We start from the raw sequence: 14,627 nt of genomic DNA on the forward strand, positions 1-14,627 counted from the left end.
GCTAACAAACCGGAATCGCCATTGCTCCATGTGCTAAACAATATCTTAGCCAGTCGGCTAAAAACTGGTTAATTTGATGCTTTTCGTCGCGTTGATGCAACTTTTTATTCGGGTAATCATATCGCGCTTTAAAGCGAAAGATCTGCTGACTCGAACACACTTCAGCGACCATCGCGTCGTGGTAAAGTCGCACCGTCATCGACGGCAGGCTCCAGTAGCTGATGCTGGGCGCCGTTTGTTCAATCTCCACCAGGGTAGTGTAGCGCGTTGATTCTGTTATCGTTAACCGATACTGCGCGTTGCTCACCTGATAGCTTACCGTTTCGCCGGGTGCGTCGTTTCGCGGCAGCAGGCGGCGCAGCTGGGCGAAATTGGTTTCGCACAGGCGCATCATTTCGGGAAAGTCAGGTGTATAGCGCTTCATTTTGTCCACTCGTTTCGTAATGTTTGATAATGCAGCTGCAGCCATTGCAGGGCGATGACAGACGCAGCGTTGTCGATTTTCCCCTCTTCTACCCACTGGTAAGCCTGCTCCCGGCTCACCACATGAACACGAATATCTTCGTTTTCGTCTGCCAGACCGTGAATGCCTTCCGCGGTCGTGGCGTCCACTTCGCCAACCATAATAGATAAGCGCTCGCTGGTGCCCCCCGGGCTTGCCAGATAGCTCAGCACGGGTTTCGTTCGCCCAACAACCAGACCCGCCTCCTCCAGCGCTTCGCGGCGGGCAACGTCTTCAACCGTTTCGCCCTCTTCGATCATCCCGGCCACCATCTCCAGCAGCCACGGGCTTTCGCTTGAGTCATACGCCGCGATGCGAATCTGCTCAACCAGCACCACTTCGTCGCGCACTGGGTCAAAGGGTAGCAAGACTGCCGCGTGCCCGCGCTCAAAAATTTCGCGTTTAATTTCGCCGCTCATTTCACCGTTAAACAGGCGATGCCTGAAACGGTAAAGATCCAGCGAAAAAAAACCGCTATAAAGCGTTTCTCGTGCAATAATTTCTACATCGTTTTTGGCGAAGGTCACTGGCAACTTTTCTGTTTTTTGCATGAATCGAGTCCCGGTAGCAATGGTGATGAAATTGTGAATTTCAAGGCTGTTTGGCTGCTGTTTGCAAGGCTATATGGTAGATTGGTGCAAATTACCGCCAGATGGCACGTAACGCCAACCTTTTGGTGTGGATGATTCTGTTAGAATCGGCAATTATTTTTAATTAGATCAGCGCTAATACTGCTTCACAACAAGGAATGCAAATGAAGAAATTGCTCCCCATCCTTATCGGCCTGAGCCTGACGGGCTTCAGTGCATTGAGCCAGGCAGAAAACCTGTTACAGGTCTATCAGCAGGCGCGTCTGGGCAACCCTGATCTGCGTAAATCAGCGGCCGACCGTGATGCTGCATTTGAAAAGATTAACGAAGCGCGCAGCCCATTGCTGCCGCAGCTGGGCTTAGGTGCTGATTATACTTATAGCAACGGTTTTCGCGATAACAATGGCGTTAACTCCAATGCCACCAGCGCATCGCTGCAGTTAACGCAGACCCTGTTTGATATGTCCAAATGGCGTGCGTTAACGCTGCAGGAAAAGAGCGCGGGCATCCAGGACGTGGCGTATCAAACCGACCAGCAGACGCTGATCCTGAACACCGCTACGGCCTACTTCAACGTGCTGAGCGCCATTGACTCGCTCTCCTACACCGAAGCGCAGAAACAGGCGATTTACCGCCAGTTGGATCAAACCACCCAGCGCTTTAACGTAGGCCTGGTAGCCATTACCGACGTGCAGAACGCCCGTTCACAGTACGATAGCGTGCTGGCCAACGAAGTCACCGCGCGTAATAACCTCGACAACGCCTTAGAATCGCTGCGTCAGGTCACCGGAAACTACTATCCCGAGCTGGCGTCTCTGAACGTCGATAGCTTCAAAACCGATAAGCCGCAGGCGGTGAACGCGCTGCTGAAGGAAGCGGAAAACCGTAACCTGGCGTTGCTGCAGGCGCGTCTGAACCAGGATCTGGCTCGCGAACAGATTCGCCAGGCACAGGATGGCCACCTGCCGACCCTGAGCCTCAGCGCATCTACCGGCGTATCTGACACCAGCTACAGCGGTTCGAAGACAAACAGCGCGCAGTACGACGACAGCAACGTCGGCCAGAACAAAGTGGGCCTGAGCTTCTCCCTGCCGCTGTATCAGGGCGGAATGGTGAACTCCCAGGTGAAACAGGCGCAGTACAACTTCGTTGGCGCGAGCGAGCAGCTGGAAAGCGCGCACCGCAACGTGGTGCAGACCGTACGTTCCTCCTTCAACAACGTGAACGCCTCGATCAGCAGCATCAACGCCTATAAGCAGGCGGTAGTTTCTGCACAGAGCTCACTGGACGCGATGGAAGCAGGCTACTCCGTTGGTACGCGTACCATCGTTGACGTGCTGGATGCGACTACCGCGTTGTACGAAGCCAAGCAGCAGCTCTCCAACGCGCGCTATCAGTACCTGATCAACCAGCTGAACATTAAACAGGCTCTGGGTACGCTGAACGAGCAAGATCTGCTGGCGCTGAACAATGCGCTGGGCAAACCGGTCTCGACCTCACCAGAAAACGTGGCACCGGAGAACCCGCAGCAGGTTGCAGCGGTAGATAACTTCAACGGTAACGACAGCGCACCCGTTGCGCAGCCAGCGGCAGCGCGCAGCACTGCGCCTGCCAGCACCGGCACTAATCCGTTCCGTCATTAAGAGCGTCATCAGGCCTACTGCGGCCTGATACCCTCACCGGCCCTCTCCCACAGGGAGAGGGTTTATCGTTATCACACTTGAACGTAAGCCAACGTAAAGATCCCCACTAATCCCCCTCTACGCTTCATTTTCAACCACTCATCCTCTATCCTGAGCGTTATTACCACTGGGTCCTGGAAGACAAAGATGAAACGGACAAAAACGATTAATCACGCATCGTTCCGCAAAAGCTGGAACGCTCGCCACCTGACGCCGGTTGCGCTGGCCGTCAGTGCGGTGTTTTTCCTCGCGGGCTGTGAACAAAGCGATGAAACGGTCTCGATGTATCAAAACGCGGAAGACTGCTCTGCCGCCACCGGCAACGCCGCAGAATGTAAAACCGCGTACAACAACGCCCTGAAAGAAGCAGAACGCACCGCGCCGAAATACGCTACGCGCGAAGACTGCGTGGCGGAGTTTGGTGAAGGCCAGTGCCAGCAGACGCCTGCTCAGGCGGGCATGGCACCGGAAAACCAGGCGCAGGCGCAGTCCAGCGGCAGCTTCTGGATGCCGCTGATGGCGGGCTATATGATGGGTCGCCTGATGAGCGGCGGCGCGGGCTACCAGCAGCAGCCGCTGTTTAGCTCCAAAAACCCAAACAGCCCGGCGTATGGAAAATATACCGACGCCAGCGGCAAAAATTACGGTGCAGCCACGCCGGGACGTACCGCGACCGTGCCGAAAACGGCCATGGCGCCGAAACCTGCGACCACCACCACCGTAACCCGCGGCGGGTTCGGCGAATCCGTGGCGAAACAATCCACCATGCAGCGCAGCGCGGCAGGTTCCTCTACACGCTCAATGGGCGGTTGATCATGGAACGAGTCAGCATTGTTGAGCGCCCGGACTGGCGCGAAAAAGCGACCGAATACGGTTTTAACTTTCACACCATGTACGGCGAACCGTACTGGTGTGAAGATGCTTACTACAAGCTCACGCTTGCCCAGGTTGAAAAGCTGGAAGAGGTGACCGCCGAACTGCACCAGATGTGCCTGAAGGTCGTGGAAAAGGTGATCGACAGCGACGCGCTGATGACCAAATTCCGCATTCCGAAACACACCTGGAGCTTCGTGCGCCAGTCGTGGAAAACCAGCCAGCCGTCGCTGTACTCGCGCCTCGATCTGGCGTGGGACGGCGTGGGCGAGCCTAAGCTTCTGGAAAATAATGCCGATACGCCCACCTCGCTGTACGAAGCGGCATTTTTCCAGTGGATCTGGCTCGAAGACCAGGCCAACGCCGGAAACCTGCCGGAAGGCAGCGACCAGTTCAACAGCCTGCAGGAAAAGCTGATCGATCGCTTTGCCGAGCTGCGCGAACAGCACGGATTTAACCTGCTGCACCTTGCCTGCTGCCGCGATACGGAAGAAGATCGCGGCACGGTTCAGTACCTGCAGGACTGCGCGGCGGAAGCGGAGCTGGCAACCGAGTTTCTCTATATCGAGGATATCGGCCTGGGTGAAAAAGGTCAGTTTACCGACACCCAGGATCAGGTCATCAGCAACCTGTTCAAGCTCTACCCGTGGGAATACATGCTGCGCGAAATGTTCTCCACCAAGCTGGAAGACGCTGGCGTGCGCTGGCTGGAGCCGGCGTGGAAGAGCATTATTTCCAACAAAGCGCTGCTGCCAATGCTGTGGGAGATGTTCCCAAACCACCCTAACCTGCTGGCCGCGTACTTCGCCGAAGACGATTTCCCGCCGATGGAGAAATACGTCGTGAAGCCGATCTTCTCCCGCGAAGGCGCGAACGTGTCGATTATCGAAAACGGTAAAACGCTGGAAGCGGTTGAAGGGCCTTATGGTGAAGAGGGAATGATCGTTCAGGAGTTCTATCAGCTGCCGAAGTTTGGCGATAGCTACACGCTGATTGGCAGCTGGCTCATCAACGATCAACCGGCCGGGATTGGCATTCGCGAAGATCGCGCGCTAATTACGCAGGATCTGTCACGGTTCTATCCGCATATTTTTGTGGAGTAGCGTGAGGGCTAAAAACGGCAACCTCGTTGCCGTTTTGCTTTTGTTACCCTACCTGCACCGACAGCATACTCAAGCTGCCCATCTCAATACCGTCGACCGGGATCGTAACCGGCTCCTGACCATCCCACGCACCCAGCACGTACAACAGCGGCAGGAAGTGTTCCGGCGTCGGGTTAGAGAGCGAACCGCCTTCATGATCCAGATAGTTAACCAGCGGGTGCTGTTCCACCGGCCCTTGCCAGGTCAGGTTCGCTTTAACATAGTCGTTAAAGGATGTCGCCCACGGGTACGGCGTATTTTCGCCGTGCCAGCGCGCGGTACGCAGGTTATGCACTACGTTGCCGCTCGCCACCAGCATGATGCCTTCATCGCGCAGCGTCGCCAGCCTGCGGCCCATGTCAAGGTGCCAGGCTGCCGGTTTGGTGCTGTCGATGCTCAGCTGTACCATCGGAATATCCGCATTTGGATACATTTTAATCAGAACACCCCAGGAACCGTGGTCAAAGCCCCAGGCCTCTTTATCCAGCGCAACCGGCACGGGGGCAAGCAGCTCAACCAGCCGCTGCGCCAGCGCTGGCGAACCTGGAGCAGGGTAATGCGTGTCGTACAGCGCCTGTGGAAAGCCGCCAAAATCATGAATGGTTTTCGGGGTTTCCATTGCGGTCACGCCGGTTCCGCGAGTGAACCAGTGTGCAGACACCACCACAATCGCCTTTGGACGCGGCAACGTCTCGCCCAGATGACGCCACGTGCGGGTATAGACGTTATCTTCCAGAACGTTCATTGGGCTACCGTGGCCTAAAAACAGTGCTGGCATACGAGATGAAGACATGGTGATATCCTTACAGAAGGTGTCAATTTGATGGTTCTACACTACGCGCAATCCGGCCAGGATGAACGCTGATAAGCATGAAGATCATCATCAGGAAATTTGAACGTAGGGATTAGGTGAAGGAGAGAAGAATGTCGGCCCCCTTGATTCTGACCATACTGGCAGGCGCAGCGACCTTCATTGGCGCAATGCTGGGCGTGCTGGGCCAGAAACCGTCCAACCGCGTGCTGGCCTTTTCGCTGGGCTTCGCTGCCGGAATTATGTTGCTCATCTCCCTTATGGAGATGCTGCCCGCCGCGCTGGGTACGAAAGGCATGTCTCCAATGCTAGGCTACGGCATGTTTGTTGTCGGCCTGCTGGGGTACTTCGCGCTGGATCGCATGCTGCCGCACGCGCATCCTCAGGATTTAATGCAAAAGCGCGTTTCACCGCTTCCGCATAACATTAAGCGCACCGCGATTCTGTTGACGCTGGGCATTAGCCTGCACAACTTCCCCGAGGGTGTGGCCACCTACGTCACCGCCAGCAATAACCTGGAGCTTGGCTTTGGCATTGCGCTGGCCGTGGCTTTGCACAATATTCCTGAAGGACTTGCAGTGGCTGGGCCAGTGTATGCGGCGACGGGGTCGAAGCGCACGGCGGTGTTCTGGGCCGGGATTTCTGGCCTGGCGGAAATTCTCGGCGGCGTGCTGGCGTGGCTCATTCTGGGAAGCCTGGTATCCCCCGTCGTGATGGCTGCAATTATGGCTGCGGTGGCCGGAATTATGGTTGCCCTTTCCGTCGATGAGCTCATGCCGCTGGCCAAAGAAATCGACCCGAATAATAATCCTAGCTACGGCGTTTTATGTGGAATGTCGGTCATGGGGTTAAGCCTCGTACTCTTGCAAAGCATGGGCATTGGCTGAAAATACCATTAAAGAAAAGGAAGGAATATAATATTAAACCTTCCTTTTAAATTATCCTTTAATAATAGCCCTTCAGAAAACACTCACGCACCGAGCCATCAACGCCACAGCAAAGTGATAAATAATGAACACGAAAACGCTAATAACGTTCCTGTAAGCAATGATATATTAGATGCATAATTCAATATCGCCATCCTAATCAATAATCATCATCAATATATTAAATCGCCCTTAAGGTATCTTTCAGATTGCCTAATCGCTCGAAAATATCATCATGGATATAATCCTGGCGGAATTCTAAAAAATAATATTTAGAATGCACGATTATTTGATAAGGATATTTCCCATGTACGCAGGAAAAAAAGCGCTGTTGGCCATTGCAATGGCAACCGTCATTTCTGGTTCTGCTTTCGCTGATGAGCAGGGCTCTGGAAAAATCACCTTCAAAGGAACCGTTATCGATGCGCCTTGCAGCATCGCTCCGGACAGCGTAGACAAAGAAGTCGACCTGGGTGAAGTGACCACCGCAGTTATCAACGCCAATAAAAAAGCCACTGCAGTTCCGGTAGAAATCAATCTTCAAAACTGCCAGCTGGAAGCCGCTGATGAAACCCCAACAGCCATTACTAAAGTTGATGTCACCTTTAGCAGCACGGCAACGGAAGCCGCCGATAGTAGCCTGATGACCAACACCTATGCAAATGGCGCGCAGAACGTTGGCGTACGCCTGCTCGACAATGCAGAAAATCCAATCGTTTTGGGCGCCAAGAATGAGCTCGCGCTTTCCGAGGGCTCAACAACGCAGACCCTGCACTTTAAAGCGCAGATGGAAGTGGCGAGCGGTCAAACGGCTACCGCAGGCCAGGTAACCGCGTCGGCTAATTATATCCTCGCATATAAATAAATTCACGCCATATAAACCGGCTGGCAGTCATTGCCAGCCGGCTATTTCTTTTTTTGAGTAACGGGATAATGAAAAAATATACATATGTGGTTATTTTCTTTTCATCCCTGTTAACGGCAAAAGTTTCATTCGCTACAGAGTTTAACATCGATGCTATCGATCGGGATATGCGCAACGGTGTCGATCTGACGTTATTTAAAGACAAATCCACCATCGCCCCCGGCAGCTATTTTGTTAACGTATCGATAAACGACCACGTTATGCAAAACGGCTGGCAGCTGACCTGGCAAAAAAAAGACGATGCGGTCGACGCCTGCATCCCTCCTGAGCTAGCCGATACGTTTGGTTTGCAGGAAAAATACCGCCGTATGCTCGTCGAGGAAAAGGGCTGTGTCAATCTTACCCCCCTGCCGGACATCACGCTCAACTTTGAGCAATCCAGCCAGACGCTCAAGATAACGATCCCGCAGGCGTGGCTGCTGTACAGTCAGGCGGACTGGATGCCGCCCTCAACCTGGGACAACGGCGTGTCCGGCGTGCTGCTGGACTACAACCTGTTCGCCAGCCGCTATCAGCCGGAAGAAGGCAGCGACAGCAACAATATCAACACCTACGGTACGGCTGGCGCTAATCTCGGCGCGTGGCGCTTGCGCAGTGATTACCAGTATTCGCAAACCCGCACCGACGAAGGCGCGGACCACAGCGGTCGTTTTTCCCGCGTTTATCTGTTTCGCGCGCTTCCCTCAGCGGGTGCCAGGCTAACGCTTGGCGAGAGCGACCTGCAATCCTCTATTTTTGAGTCGTTTACCTATACGGGCGCATCGCTTGTGAGCGATGAACGCATGCTTCCGTGGTCGCTTCGCGGCTACGCGCCACAGATTTCTGGCATTGCGCAGACGAACGCTACCGTCACCGTTAGCCTGGCCGATCGCGTGATTTATCAAACAAAAGTGCCGCCGGGCCCGTTTGTTATCCAGGATCTGAACCAGTCCGTGCAGGGGATGCTTGACGTCAAAATCACCGAAGAGGACGGCCGGGTAAGCGCCTTTCAGGTTTCCGCCGCCTCCGTCCCGTTCCTGACGCGCCAGGGTCAAATGCGTTATAAACTTGCCGTCGGGAAAGCCCGCCAGGATACGTCTCACGCGCTGGAAGGAAATGCCTTTGCGAGCGGAGAGTTCTCCTGGGGCATGCTGTCTCAAACCTCGCTGTACGGCGGCACGCTTGCCGATGGCGATCGCTATCGCTCAGCTGCGCTCGGCCTCGGGCAAAACCTGTCCGTGCTCGGCGCCATTTCCTTTGACGTCACCCAGGCGACCAGCCAGCTTTCCCATCAGGACCCGCAAACGGGCTATAGCTACCGCGTCAACTACAGCAAGCGGTTTGATTCCACCAACAGCCAGATTACGCTGGCGAGCTATCGCTATTCGGACAACCAATTTCTCAGCTACTCCCGCTTCCTGGATGATGACAACGACGCTCGGGAAACGGAAAAGCAGACGCTGAGCGTGACCGCCAGCCAGTTCATTGCGCCGCTGTCGCTGAATCTGTACGTCAGCCTGCTGCGTCAGACGTGGTGGGACCAGGCCCCCTCAACCACCGGAAGCATCACGGCAGGCTATAACGTCGATCTTGGGCGGTGGAAAAATCTTGGGATCACGGCCTCGTTTAGCAAAACGCATTATGAAGACGAGCGGGACGATACTCAGTTCTACCTCTCGCTGAGCGTTCCGCTGGATAGCGATCACCGCCTGAACTATGACCTGCGAAACAGCAGCACGCTGAGCCAAAACGTCTCCTGGTATGACTCTACAGATGTGGATAACACGTGGGGCGTCTCGGCAGGAACGGAAAGCGAGAAAAGCGATGCGGGGGCCCAGGTCAGCGGCAACTATCAGCACTACTCGTCGCTTGGCGACCTGAACGTCTCGGGTAGCCATAAGGCCAATGAATACACTTCACTCAGCGCAAGCTGGAACGGCTCGTTTACCTCCACGCTCAACGGCGCGGCGTTCCATCGTCGAAGCTACGGTAACGAGCCCCGCGTGATGGTCAGCACCGACGGCATCGCCGATATCCCGCTGAACGCCTCCCGCGATCGCACCAATTCGTATGGCATCGGCGTTCTGCCGTCCTTCTCCAGCTACGCGCCGTCCAGCGTGCAGGTGAACATGAATAATCTGCCGGAGGGCGTTGATGTGGATAACCGGGTGGTGACATCGACCTGGACAGAAGGCGCGATAGGTTACCGGCAGATCACCTCGCGCGAGGGGAAAGATATTCTCGGCGTTCTGCGCACCACCAGCGGCATGCCGCCTCTTGGCGCTCTGGTCACGCTTGAGGAGAACGGGCAGCAGGTCGGCATGGTGGCAGAAGAGGGTCACATCTGGCTTGGCGCCGTGCGGCCTGAGCAACAATTTAAGGTGACGTGGGGGGCTGAGAATCAATGTCGCTTCTCCTTGCCTGCGCGTCTGGACAGCAGTATGCAGCTCATACTGCCCTGTAAGTAAGAAACAATGATGAAACTGAATACACTGAAATGCCTGAGCCTGTTATTACTCAGCACCACTTTTGCCGCGCAGGCGGCGATCAACCTCGATCGCACGCGCATTGTCTTTCCTGAAAAAGATAAGGCCAGCAGCCTGCGCATCGATAACCAAAGCAAATCCCTGCCCTATCTTGCGCTCTCCTGGGTCGAGAACGATCAGGGGAAAAAAGACGATAGCCACTTTATGGCGCTACCGCCCTTACAGCGCGTTGAGCCAGGCGCGTCCACGCAGGTGAGGATCGTAAAGCAAACGGCGGCCAGCCAGCTGCCGAAAGACCGGGAGTCGCTTTTCTATTTCAACCTCCGGGAAGTGCCGCCTAAAAGCACCGCCGCTGGCGAAGAGCGAAGCATCATGCAGGTCGCCATGCAAAGCCGCATCAAACTGTTCTGGCGCCCTACCGGCATCGCTAAAAAAGCGGGCGATGATACGGAGCTTAAAATGGAGATCGCACCGAACGCGAAAGGCCTGACGATCCACAACCCCACGCCTTACTACATCACGCTCGCCTGGCTAAGCAAAGATGGTAAAACGATGCTTCCCGGCTTCGACAGCCTGATGATTGCCCCTTTTGCCACCGCCACAGCGCCGACCGCGGGCTATCACGGAGACGACTACAGCATCGGCTATATCGATGACTATGGCGCGCTGAAAAAAGTGGATGTCCGCTGTTCCGGTACGGCCACATGCCAGCTACGCGCAAGCAGAGGTAAGCAAGATGGCAAAGCGCAGTAACTTATTCATCTTAATTATATTTTGCGCGCTGCCGCTGAAGGAAGCGCTGGCGCTGAACTGCTATATGGGGCCCTCCGGCGGGCCCGTCGAGCAAACGCAAACCGTCTCTCCCTTTGCCATCCCCAGCAATGCAAAGGTTGGTGAAAAAATCTGGGAATCTAACGATATAAAAATTATCGTGACCTGCGATCACGATGTGGCCGGAAGCTTTGAAAAAGAAGACGTTTACGCGTGGGTGAATCCCTATCCCTCAGCAACCGATCCTTATTACGATCTGGGCGTAACCTATGAAGGCATCGACTATGACGCCACCGGCCAACCTAACGGTGTCGATACGCGCCAGTGCCTGGATAACAACAAGATCACGATATATACGCCCGAGCAGCTAAAGCAAATGGGATGGGAAAACCGCCTTTGTTCAGGCAACGCGGATGACATTCACACGTCGCGAACGTTTGGCGTCCGCTTTCGTTTATACGTCAAAATCAAAGCGATGCCGCCGCACGGCTACGTGAGCACCCTGAGCGATTACGTTGTTGTCCAGTTTGACGGAAAAGGCGGCGTGAACCAGATGGCCGATGCGCAGAACCTTAAGTATCACCTCAATGGCCTCAACAACATTACGGTTCTTGACTGCGGCGCAACCTTCAGCATTTATCCTGAGAACCAGGCGATCGACTTCGGCACCTTTAGCGCGAGAGACATTACGCTCCAGAAAACCCGCAACCGAACGTTTACCGTGAAGACGACTAAAGTGCAGGACGCGCAGTGCTCTGACGGTTTTAAGATGGACTCGTCTTTCTACACCACGCAAAAACTTGACGAAAATGACACGGCCCTGCTTATCGGAAACGGCCTCAAGCTGAGAATACTTAACGGCACTGCGCCCTACACCTTTAACCAGTATAAAGAATACGCGGACTTTACGGGTAGCACCTTGCAGTTCTCGCAGGAGTACACGGCAGAGCTCTCCCCCGTCGCCGGAAAGGCTATCCAGTCTGGACCGTTTGAAACCGTCGTGCTGTTTAAAATCAACTATCACTAGAGACAAAAAAGCCGGGTTTCCCCGGCTTTTTCACATCAGCAATGTCAGCTGGCTTTACGCTCGTGCGTCTGGCGATATTCCACCAGGTCTTCAATCGTCACCACCGGCATATTGTGCAGACGGGCAAAGGTGATGCACTCCGGCGCGCGCGCCATGGTGCCGTCATCGTTGGTCAGTTCACACAGAACGCCTGCAGGCTTGAAGCCTGCGAGGGTGACCAGATCGATGGTTGCTTCCGTGTGGCCGCCACGCGTTAACACGCCGCCCGCCTGCGCGCGCAGAGGGAAAACGTGGCCGGGACGATGCAGGTCTGAAGGTTTCGCACCGTCGGCAATCGCGGCTCGCACCGTGGTCAGGCGGTCAGCCGCGGAAACGCCGGTGGTCACGCCGTGCGCCGCTTCGATGGTCACGGTAAAACCGGTGCCAAAGGCGCTGGTGTTGTTTTCAACCATCATTGGCAGATCGAGCTGCTTGCGGCGGTCTTCATTAATACACAGGCATACGATGCCGCTGCCGTGACGGATGGTCAGCGCCATCTGTTCAACGGTCATGTTTTCGGCGGCGAAAATCATGTCGCCTTCGTTTTCACGGTTTTCATCGTCAAGCACCATCACACCGCGGCCTTCGCGCAGCGCATCCAGTGCCTGTTCAACACGTTGAGTTGAAGTACCAAAAGAGGAAAGTAGCGTCTGATTCATGGTAAAAAAAACCTCATTAACATTATGGTTACCAGAATCAGGGCAGTCTTAGGAGCGCCGTATAAGCGGCAAAAAGATAACGTGAGCGGGCCCATGCCCGACTGGATCGTTACTCTCTCCCATCCGGACTCTAACCGTCGGCCCCGGAATTACACCGGATCTGCTGACCTTTGAATTTTCATTCAAAGCGCTCGCGGGCTTTCAGCATGACGCTGATTTACCGCCGGTGGGGAATTTCGCCCCGCCCTGAGAATAAGCGAGATAACTATAACGCTATTGATTATCCTGGGCAATGCATAAGCTTCAAACAATTCTGCTTTATCCTGGGTCACGACGCGCTACAATGTCATCAACACCGACTTATCAAGGGAAGCCATTATGATTGACCCGAAGAAAATTGAGCAAATTGCGCGTCAGGTTCATGAATCCATGCCAAAAGGCATTCGTGAATTTGGTGATGACGTAGAAAAGAAAATCCGCCAGACGCTGCAGGCGCAGTTGGTTCGCCTTGATTTAGTCAGCCGCGAAGAGTTTGACGTGCAAACGCAGGTGCTCCTGCGCACCCGCGAGAAGCTGGCGCTGCTGGAACAGCGTTTGAGCGAGCTGGAAAACCGCAATGCGCCGGAAGAGGTGAAGCCGGCTCCGGCTATTCCACCGGTGGACGACCAACCATAAGTGCGGCCTTTTGCCCTCACCCCAACCCTCTCCCACAGGGAGAGGGTGAAAAACGAACGGGCCATTCGGCCCGTTTTTTACTGACTGTCTTTCTGGATCTTCCTGATGATGTTGGTGGTTGAACACCCGTCCTCAAAGTTGAGCACCATCACCTCGCCGCCGTTGGCCCACACCTCTTCGCTGCCCGCGATCTGTTCCGGCTTGTAATCGCCGCCTTTCACCAGCAGGTCCGGGAGAATACCGGCGATCAGGCGCTGCGGAGTATCTTCTTCAAACGACACCACCCAGTCCACCGCTTCCAGCGCGCCGAGCACAATCATGCGCTGCTCCAGCGGGTTCACCGGACGCGTTTCGCCTTTCAGCCGTTTTGTCGAGGCATCGCTGTTGACCGCCACGATCAGGCGATCGCCCAGCTTGCGCGCGTTCGCCAGATACGAGACGTGGCCCGCGTGCAGGATGTCGAACACGCCGTTGGTCATCACCACTTTCTCACCGCGTTTACGCGCGGCGGCAACGGCGGCCTTCAGCTCGTCCTCGCTCATCACGCCAAACCCGGTCTCAGCGCGACCGCGCACCGCGTTTTCCAGTTCGATAGGTGAAACGGTGGAAGTCCCCAGTTTGCCCACCACAACGCCCGCGGCCGCGTTCGCGAAGTAGCACGCCTCTTCCAGAGAGTTGCCCGCCGCAAGCGTAGCCGCCAGCACGCCAATAACCGTGTCCCCAGCACCGGTCACGTCGTACACTTCCTGCGCCTGGGTTGGCATATGCAGCGGCGCTTTGCCCGGCTGCAGCAGCGTCATTCCCTGCTCTGAACGGGTGACCAGCAGTGCGGAAAGCTCAAAATCAGCGATGATTTTCATGCCGCGCTCAACCAGCTCTTCTTCGGTTTTGCACTTGCCGGCCACCGCTTCAAACTCAGAGAGGTTTGGCGTCAGCAGCGTCGCGCCGCGATAGCGCTCAAAATCGGTGCCTTTCGGGTCGATCAATACAGGCACGTTGGCTTTACGCGCCAGCTGGATCATCTGCTGCACGCTGGCCAGCGCGCCTTTCGCATAGTCAGACAGCACCAGCGCGCCGATATTGCCCAGCGCCTGGTTGATGCGCTCGTGCATCGGCTCGGGATCGACGCCCTCAAACCCTTCTTCAAAGTCGAGGCGGATCAGCTGCTGGTTGCGTGACAATACGCGCAGCTTGGTGATGGTTGGGTGAGTCGGAACGGAGACGAAATCACACTTTACGTTTACGTCCGCCAGGGCCTTGCTCAGCGCGCGCGCCGCATCGTCGATGCCGGTTAAGCCCACCAGACGCGAGCTCGCGCCCAGCGAAGCAATGTTCATCGCCACGTTTGCCGCGCCGCCCGGGCGCTCTTCAATGGTATTGACCTTCACCACCGGGACGGGGGCTTCCGGAGAGATACGGCTGGTTGGCCCATACCAGTAGCGATCCAGCATCACATCCCCGACAACCATTACTCCAGCACGTTCAAACTCTGGCAGTGTTACTTTCATTCCTGACTCCAGAAAGATTCACAATTTGCGCG

General features: G+C 55.4%; 14 protein-coding genes and 1 riboswitch. Of the genes, 9 read left to right on the forward strand and 5 right to left on the reverse strand.

The genetic code is table 11. From position 1 onward, the window contains the following. Position 1: 1 nt before the first annotated feature. Together DBY73_RS08710 and nudF are read right to left on the reverse strand one after the other, a co-directional pair. Positions 2 to 424 (reverse strand): DUF1249 family protein, encoded by a 423-nt coding sequence (locus DBY73_RS08710; protein WP_003862516.1) that lies wholly within the window; start codon positions 422 to 424, stop codon positions 2 to 4. Continuing rightward, positions 421 to 1,053 carry an ADP-ribose diphosphatase gene (gene nudF / locus DBY73_RS08715; protein ID WP_112010777.1) on the reverse strand — a complete coding sequence of 211 codons (633 nt, stop codon included), beginning with the start codon at positions 1,051 to 1,053 and terminating at the stop codon, positions 421 to 423. Before nudF ends, DBY73_RS08710 begins: the two co-directional genes overlap by 4 nt. 203 nt (positions 1,054 to 1,256) lie before the next feature. On the opposite strand from nudF, the gene tolC reads away from it, so the two are divergent. The 3 genes from tolC (at position 1,257) to DBY73_RS08730 (ending at position 4,750) form a co-directional block, all read left to right on the forward strand. Beyond that, positions 1,257 to 2,735 carry an outer membrane channel protein TolC gene (gene tolC / locus DBY73_RS08720; RefSeq protein WP_112010778.1) on the forward strand — a complete coding sequence of 493 codons (1,479 nt, stop codon included), beginning with the start codon at positions 1,257 to 1,259 and terminating at the stop codon, positions 2,733 to 2,735. 186 nt (positions 2,736 to 2,921) lie between these two features. Further along, complete coding sequence (locus tag DBY73_RS08725) at positions 2,922 to 3,587, forward strand: DUF1190 family protein (protein WP_112010779.1); 666 nt, start codon at positions 2,922 to 2,924, stop codon at positions 3,585 to 3,587. A gap of 2 nt (positions 3,588 to 3,589) precedes the next feature. Then, positions 3,590 to 4,750: a glutathionylspermidine synthase family protein gene (locus DBY73_RS08730; RefSeq protein WP_112010780.1), complete on the forward strand. Its 1,161-nt coding sequence runs from the start codon at positions 3,590 to 3,592 to the stop codon at positions 4,748 to 4,750. 43 nt (positions 4,751 to 4,793) lie between these two features. Here DBY73_RS08730 and ygiD read toward each other — a convergent pair whose 3' ends face one another. Further along, the gene (gene ygiD / locus DBY73_RS08735) at positions 4,794 to 5,582 is read right to left on the reverse strand and encodes a 4,5-DOPA dioxygenase extradiol (RefSeq protein ID WP_112010781.1); all 789 of its coding nucleotides are present in this window, start codon (positions 5,580 to 5,582) and stop codon (positions 4,794 to 4,796) included. A gap of 131 nt (positions 5,583 to 5,713) precedes the next feature. Between ygiD and zupT the strand changes: the two genes are divergently transcribed. From zupT to DBY73_RS08760, 5 genes are all read left to right on the forward strand, one after another. After that, positions 5,714 to 6,487 (forward strand): zinc transporter ZupT, encoded by a 774-nt coding sequence (gene zupT, locus DBY73_RS08740; protein ID WP_112010782.1) that lies wholly within the window; start codon positions 5,714 to 5,716, stop codon positions 6,485 to 6,487. 346 nt (positions 6,488 to 6,833) lie between these two features. Further along, the gene (locus tag DBY73_RS08745; RefSeq protein ID WP_112010783.1) at positions 6,834 to 7,391 is read left to right on the forward strand and encodes a fimbrial protein; all 558 of its coding nucleotides are present in this window, start codon (positions 6,834 to 6,836) and stop codon (positions 7,389 to 7,391) included. A 68-nt stretch (positions 7,392 to 7,459) separates the two neighbouring features. Then, complete coding sequence (locus DBY73_RS08750) at positions 7,460 to 9,898, forward strand: fimbria/pilus outer membrane usher protein (RefSeq protein WP_112010784.1); 2,439 nt, start codon at positions 7,460 to 7,462, stop codon at positions 9,896 to 9,898. A 9-nt stretch (positions 9,899 to 9,907) separates the two neighbouring features. Next, on the forward strand, positions 9,908 to 10,669 hold the full coding sequence (locus tag DBY73_RS08755; protein WP_112010785.1) for a molecular chaperone: 762 nt from the start codon (positions 9,908 to 9,910) through the stop codon (positions 10,667 to 10,669). Continuing rightward, a complete protein-coding gene (locus tag DBY73_RS08760) occupies positions 10,653 to 11,714 on the forward strand; it encodes a type 1 fimbrial protein (RefSeq protein WP_112010786.1) in 1,062 nt (353 codons plus the stop codon). Before DBY73_RS08755 ends, DBY73_RS08760 begins: the two co-directional genes overlap by 17 nt. 44 nt (positions 11,715 to 11,758) lie before the next feature. Here DBY73_RS08760 and ribB read toward each other — a convergent pair whose 3' ends face one another. Next, positions 11,759 to 12,412 (reverse strand): 3,4-dihydroxy-2-butanone-4-phosphate synthase, encoded by a 654-nt coding sequence (gene ribB / locus DBY73_RS08765; RefSeq protein WP_112010787.1) that lies wholly within the window; start codon positions 12,410 to 12,412, stop codon positions 11,759 to 11,761. Positions 12,413 to 12,519: 107 nt separating this feature from the next. Then, positions 12,520 to 12,670: riboswitch (FMN riboswitch) on the reverse strand. 120 nt (positions 12,671 to 12,790) lie between these two features. On the opposite strand from ribB, the gene ubiK reads away from it, so the two are divergent. Further along, complete coding sequence (gene ubiK / locus DBY73_RS08770) at positions 12,791 to 13,087, forward strand: ubiquinone biosynthesis accessory factor UbiK (RefSeq protein ID WP_112010788.1); 297 nt, start codon at positions 12,791 to 12,793, stop codon at positions 13,085 to 13,087. Positions 13,088 to 13,164: 77 nt separating this feature from the next. On the opposite strand, the gene hldE is transcribed toward ubiK, so the two are convergent. Further along, positions 13,165 to 14,595 carry a bifunctional D-glycero-beta-D-manno-heptose-7-phosphate kinase/D-glycero-beta-D-manno-heptose 1-phosphate adenylyltransferase HldE gene (gene hldE, locus DBY73_RS08775; RefSeq protein WP_112010789.1) on the reverse strand — a complete coding sequence of 477 codons (1,431 nt, stop codon included), beginning with the start codon at positions 14,593 to 14,595 and terminating at the stop codon, positions 13,165 to 13,167. Positions 14,596 to 14,627 lie beyond the last annotated feature (32 nt).

This window comes from Enterobacter sp. RIT418 (genome assembly GCF_003057745.1).
Lineage (GTDB): Bacteria > Pseudomonadota > Gammaproteobacteria > Enterobacterales > Enterobacteriaceae > Enterobacter.

What these genes read in the sequence shown, in the direction of transcription:
- DBY73_RS08760 (WP_112010786.1), top strand. Translation starts at nt 10,653, where the DNA reads ATGGCAAAGCGCAGTAACTTATTCATCTTAATTATATTTTGCGCGCTG.
- DBY73_RS08745 (WP_112010783.1), top strand. Translation starts at nt 6,834, where the DNA reads ATGTACGCAGGAAAAAAAGCGCTGTTGGCCATTGCAATGGCAACCGTC.
- ygiD (WP_112010781.1), bottom strand. Translation starts at nt 5,582, where the DNA reads ATGTCTTCATCTCGTATGCCAGCACTGTTTTTAGGCCACGGTAGCCCA.
- hldE (WP_112010789.1), bottom strand. Translation starts at nt 14,595, where the DNA reads ATGAAAGTAACACTGCCAGAGTTTGAACGTGCTGGAGTAATGGTTGTC.
- DBY73_RS08725 (WP_112010779.1), top strand. Translation starts at nt 2,922, where the DNA reads ATGAAACGGACAAAAACGATTAATCACGCATCGTTCCGCAAAAGCTGG.
- DBY73_RS08750 (WP_112010784.1), top strand. Translation starts at nt 7,460, where the DNA reads ATGAAAAAATATACATATGTGGTTATTTTCTTTTCATCCCTGTTAACG.
- zupT (WP_112010782.1), top strand. Translation starts at nt 5,714, where the DNA reads ATGTCGGCCCCCTTGATTCTGACCATACTGGCAGGCGCAGCGACCTTC.
- DBY73_RS08755 (WP_112010785.1), top strand. Translation starts at nt 9,908, where the DNA reads ATGAAACTGAATACACTGAAATGCCTGAGCCTGTTATTACTCAGCACC.
- DBY73_RS08710 (WP_003862516.1), bottom strand. Translation starts at nt 424, where the DNA reads ATGAAGCGCTATACACCTGACTTTCCCGAAATGATGCGCCTGTGCGAA.
- ribB (WP_112010787.1), bottom strand. Translation starts at nt 12,412, where the DNA reads ATGAATCAGACGCTACTTTCCTCTTTTGGTACTTCAACTCAACGTGTT.
- DBY73_RS08730 (WP_112010780.1), top strand. Translation starts at nt 3,590, where the DNA reads ATGGAACGAGTCAGCATTGTTGAGCGCCCGGACTGGCGCGAAAAAGCG.
- tolC (WP_112010778.1), top strand. Translation starts at nt 1,257, where the DNA reads ATGAAGAAATTGCTCCCCATCCTTATCGGCCTGAGCCTGACGGGCTTC.
- nudF (WP_112010777.1), bottom strand. Translation starts at nt 1,053, where the DNA reads ATGCAAAAAACAGAAAAGTTGCCAGTGACCTTCGCCAAAAACGATGTA.
- ubiK (WP_112010788.1), top strand. Translation starts at nt 12,791, where the DNA reads ATGATTGACCCGAAGAAAATTGAGCAAATTGCGCGTCAGGTTCATGAA.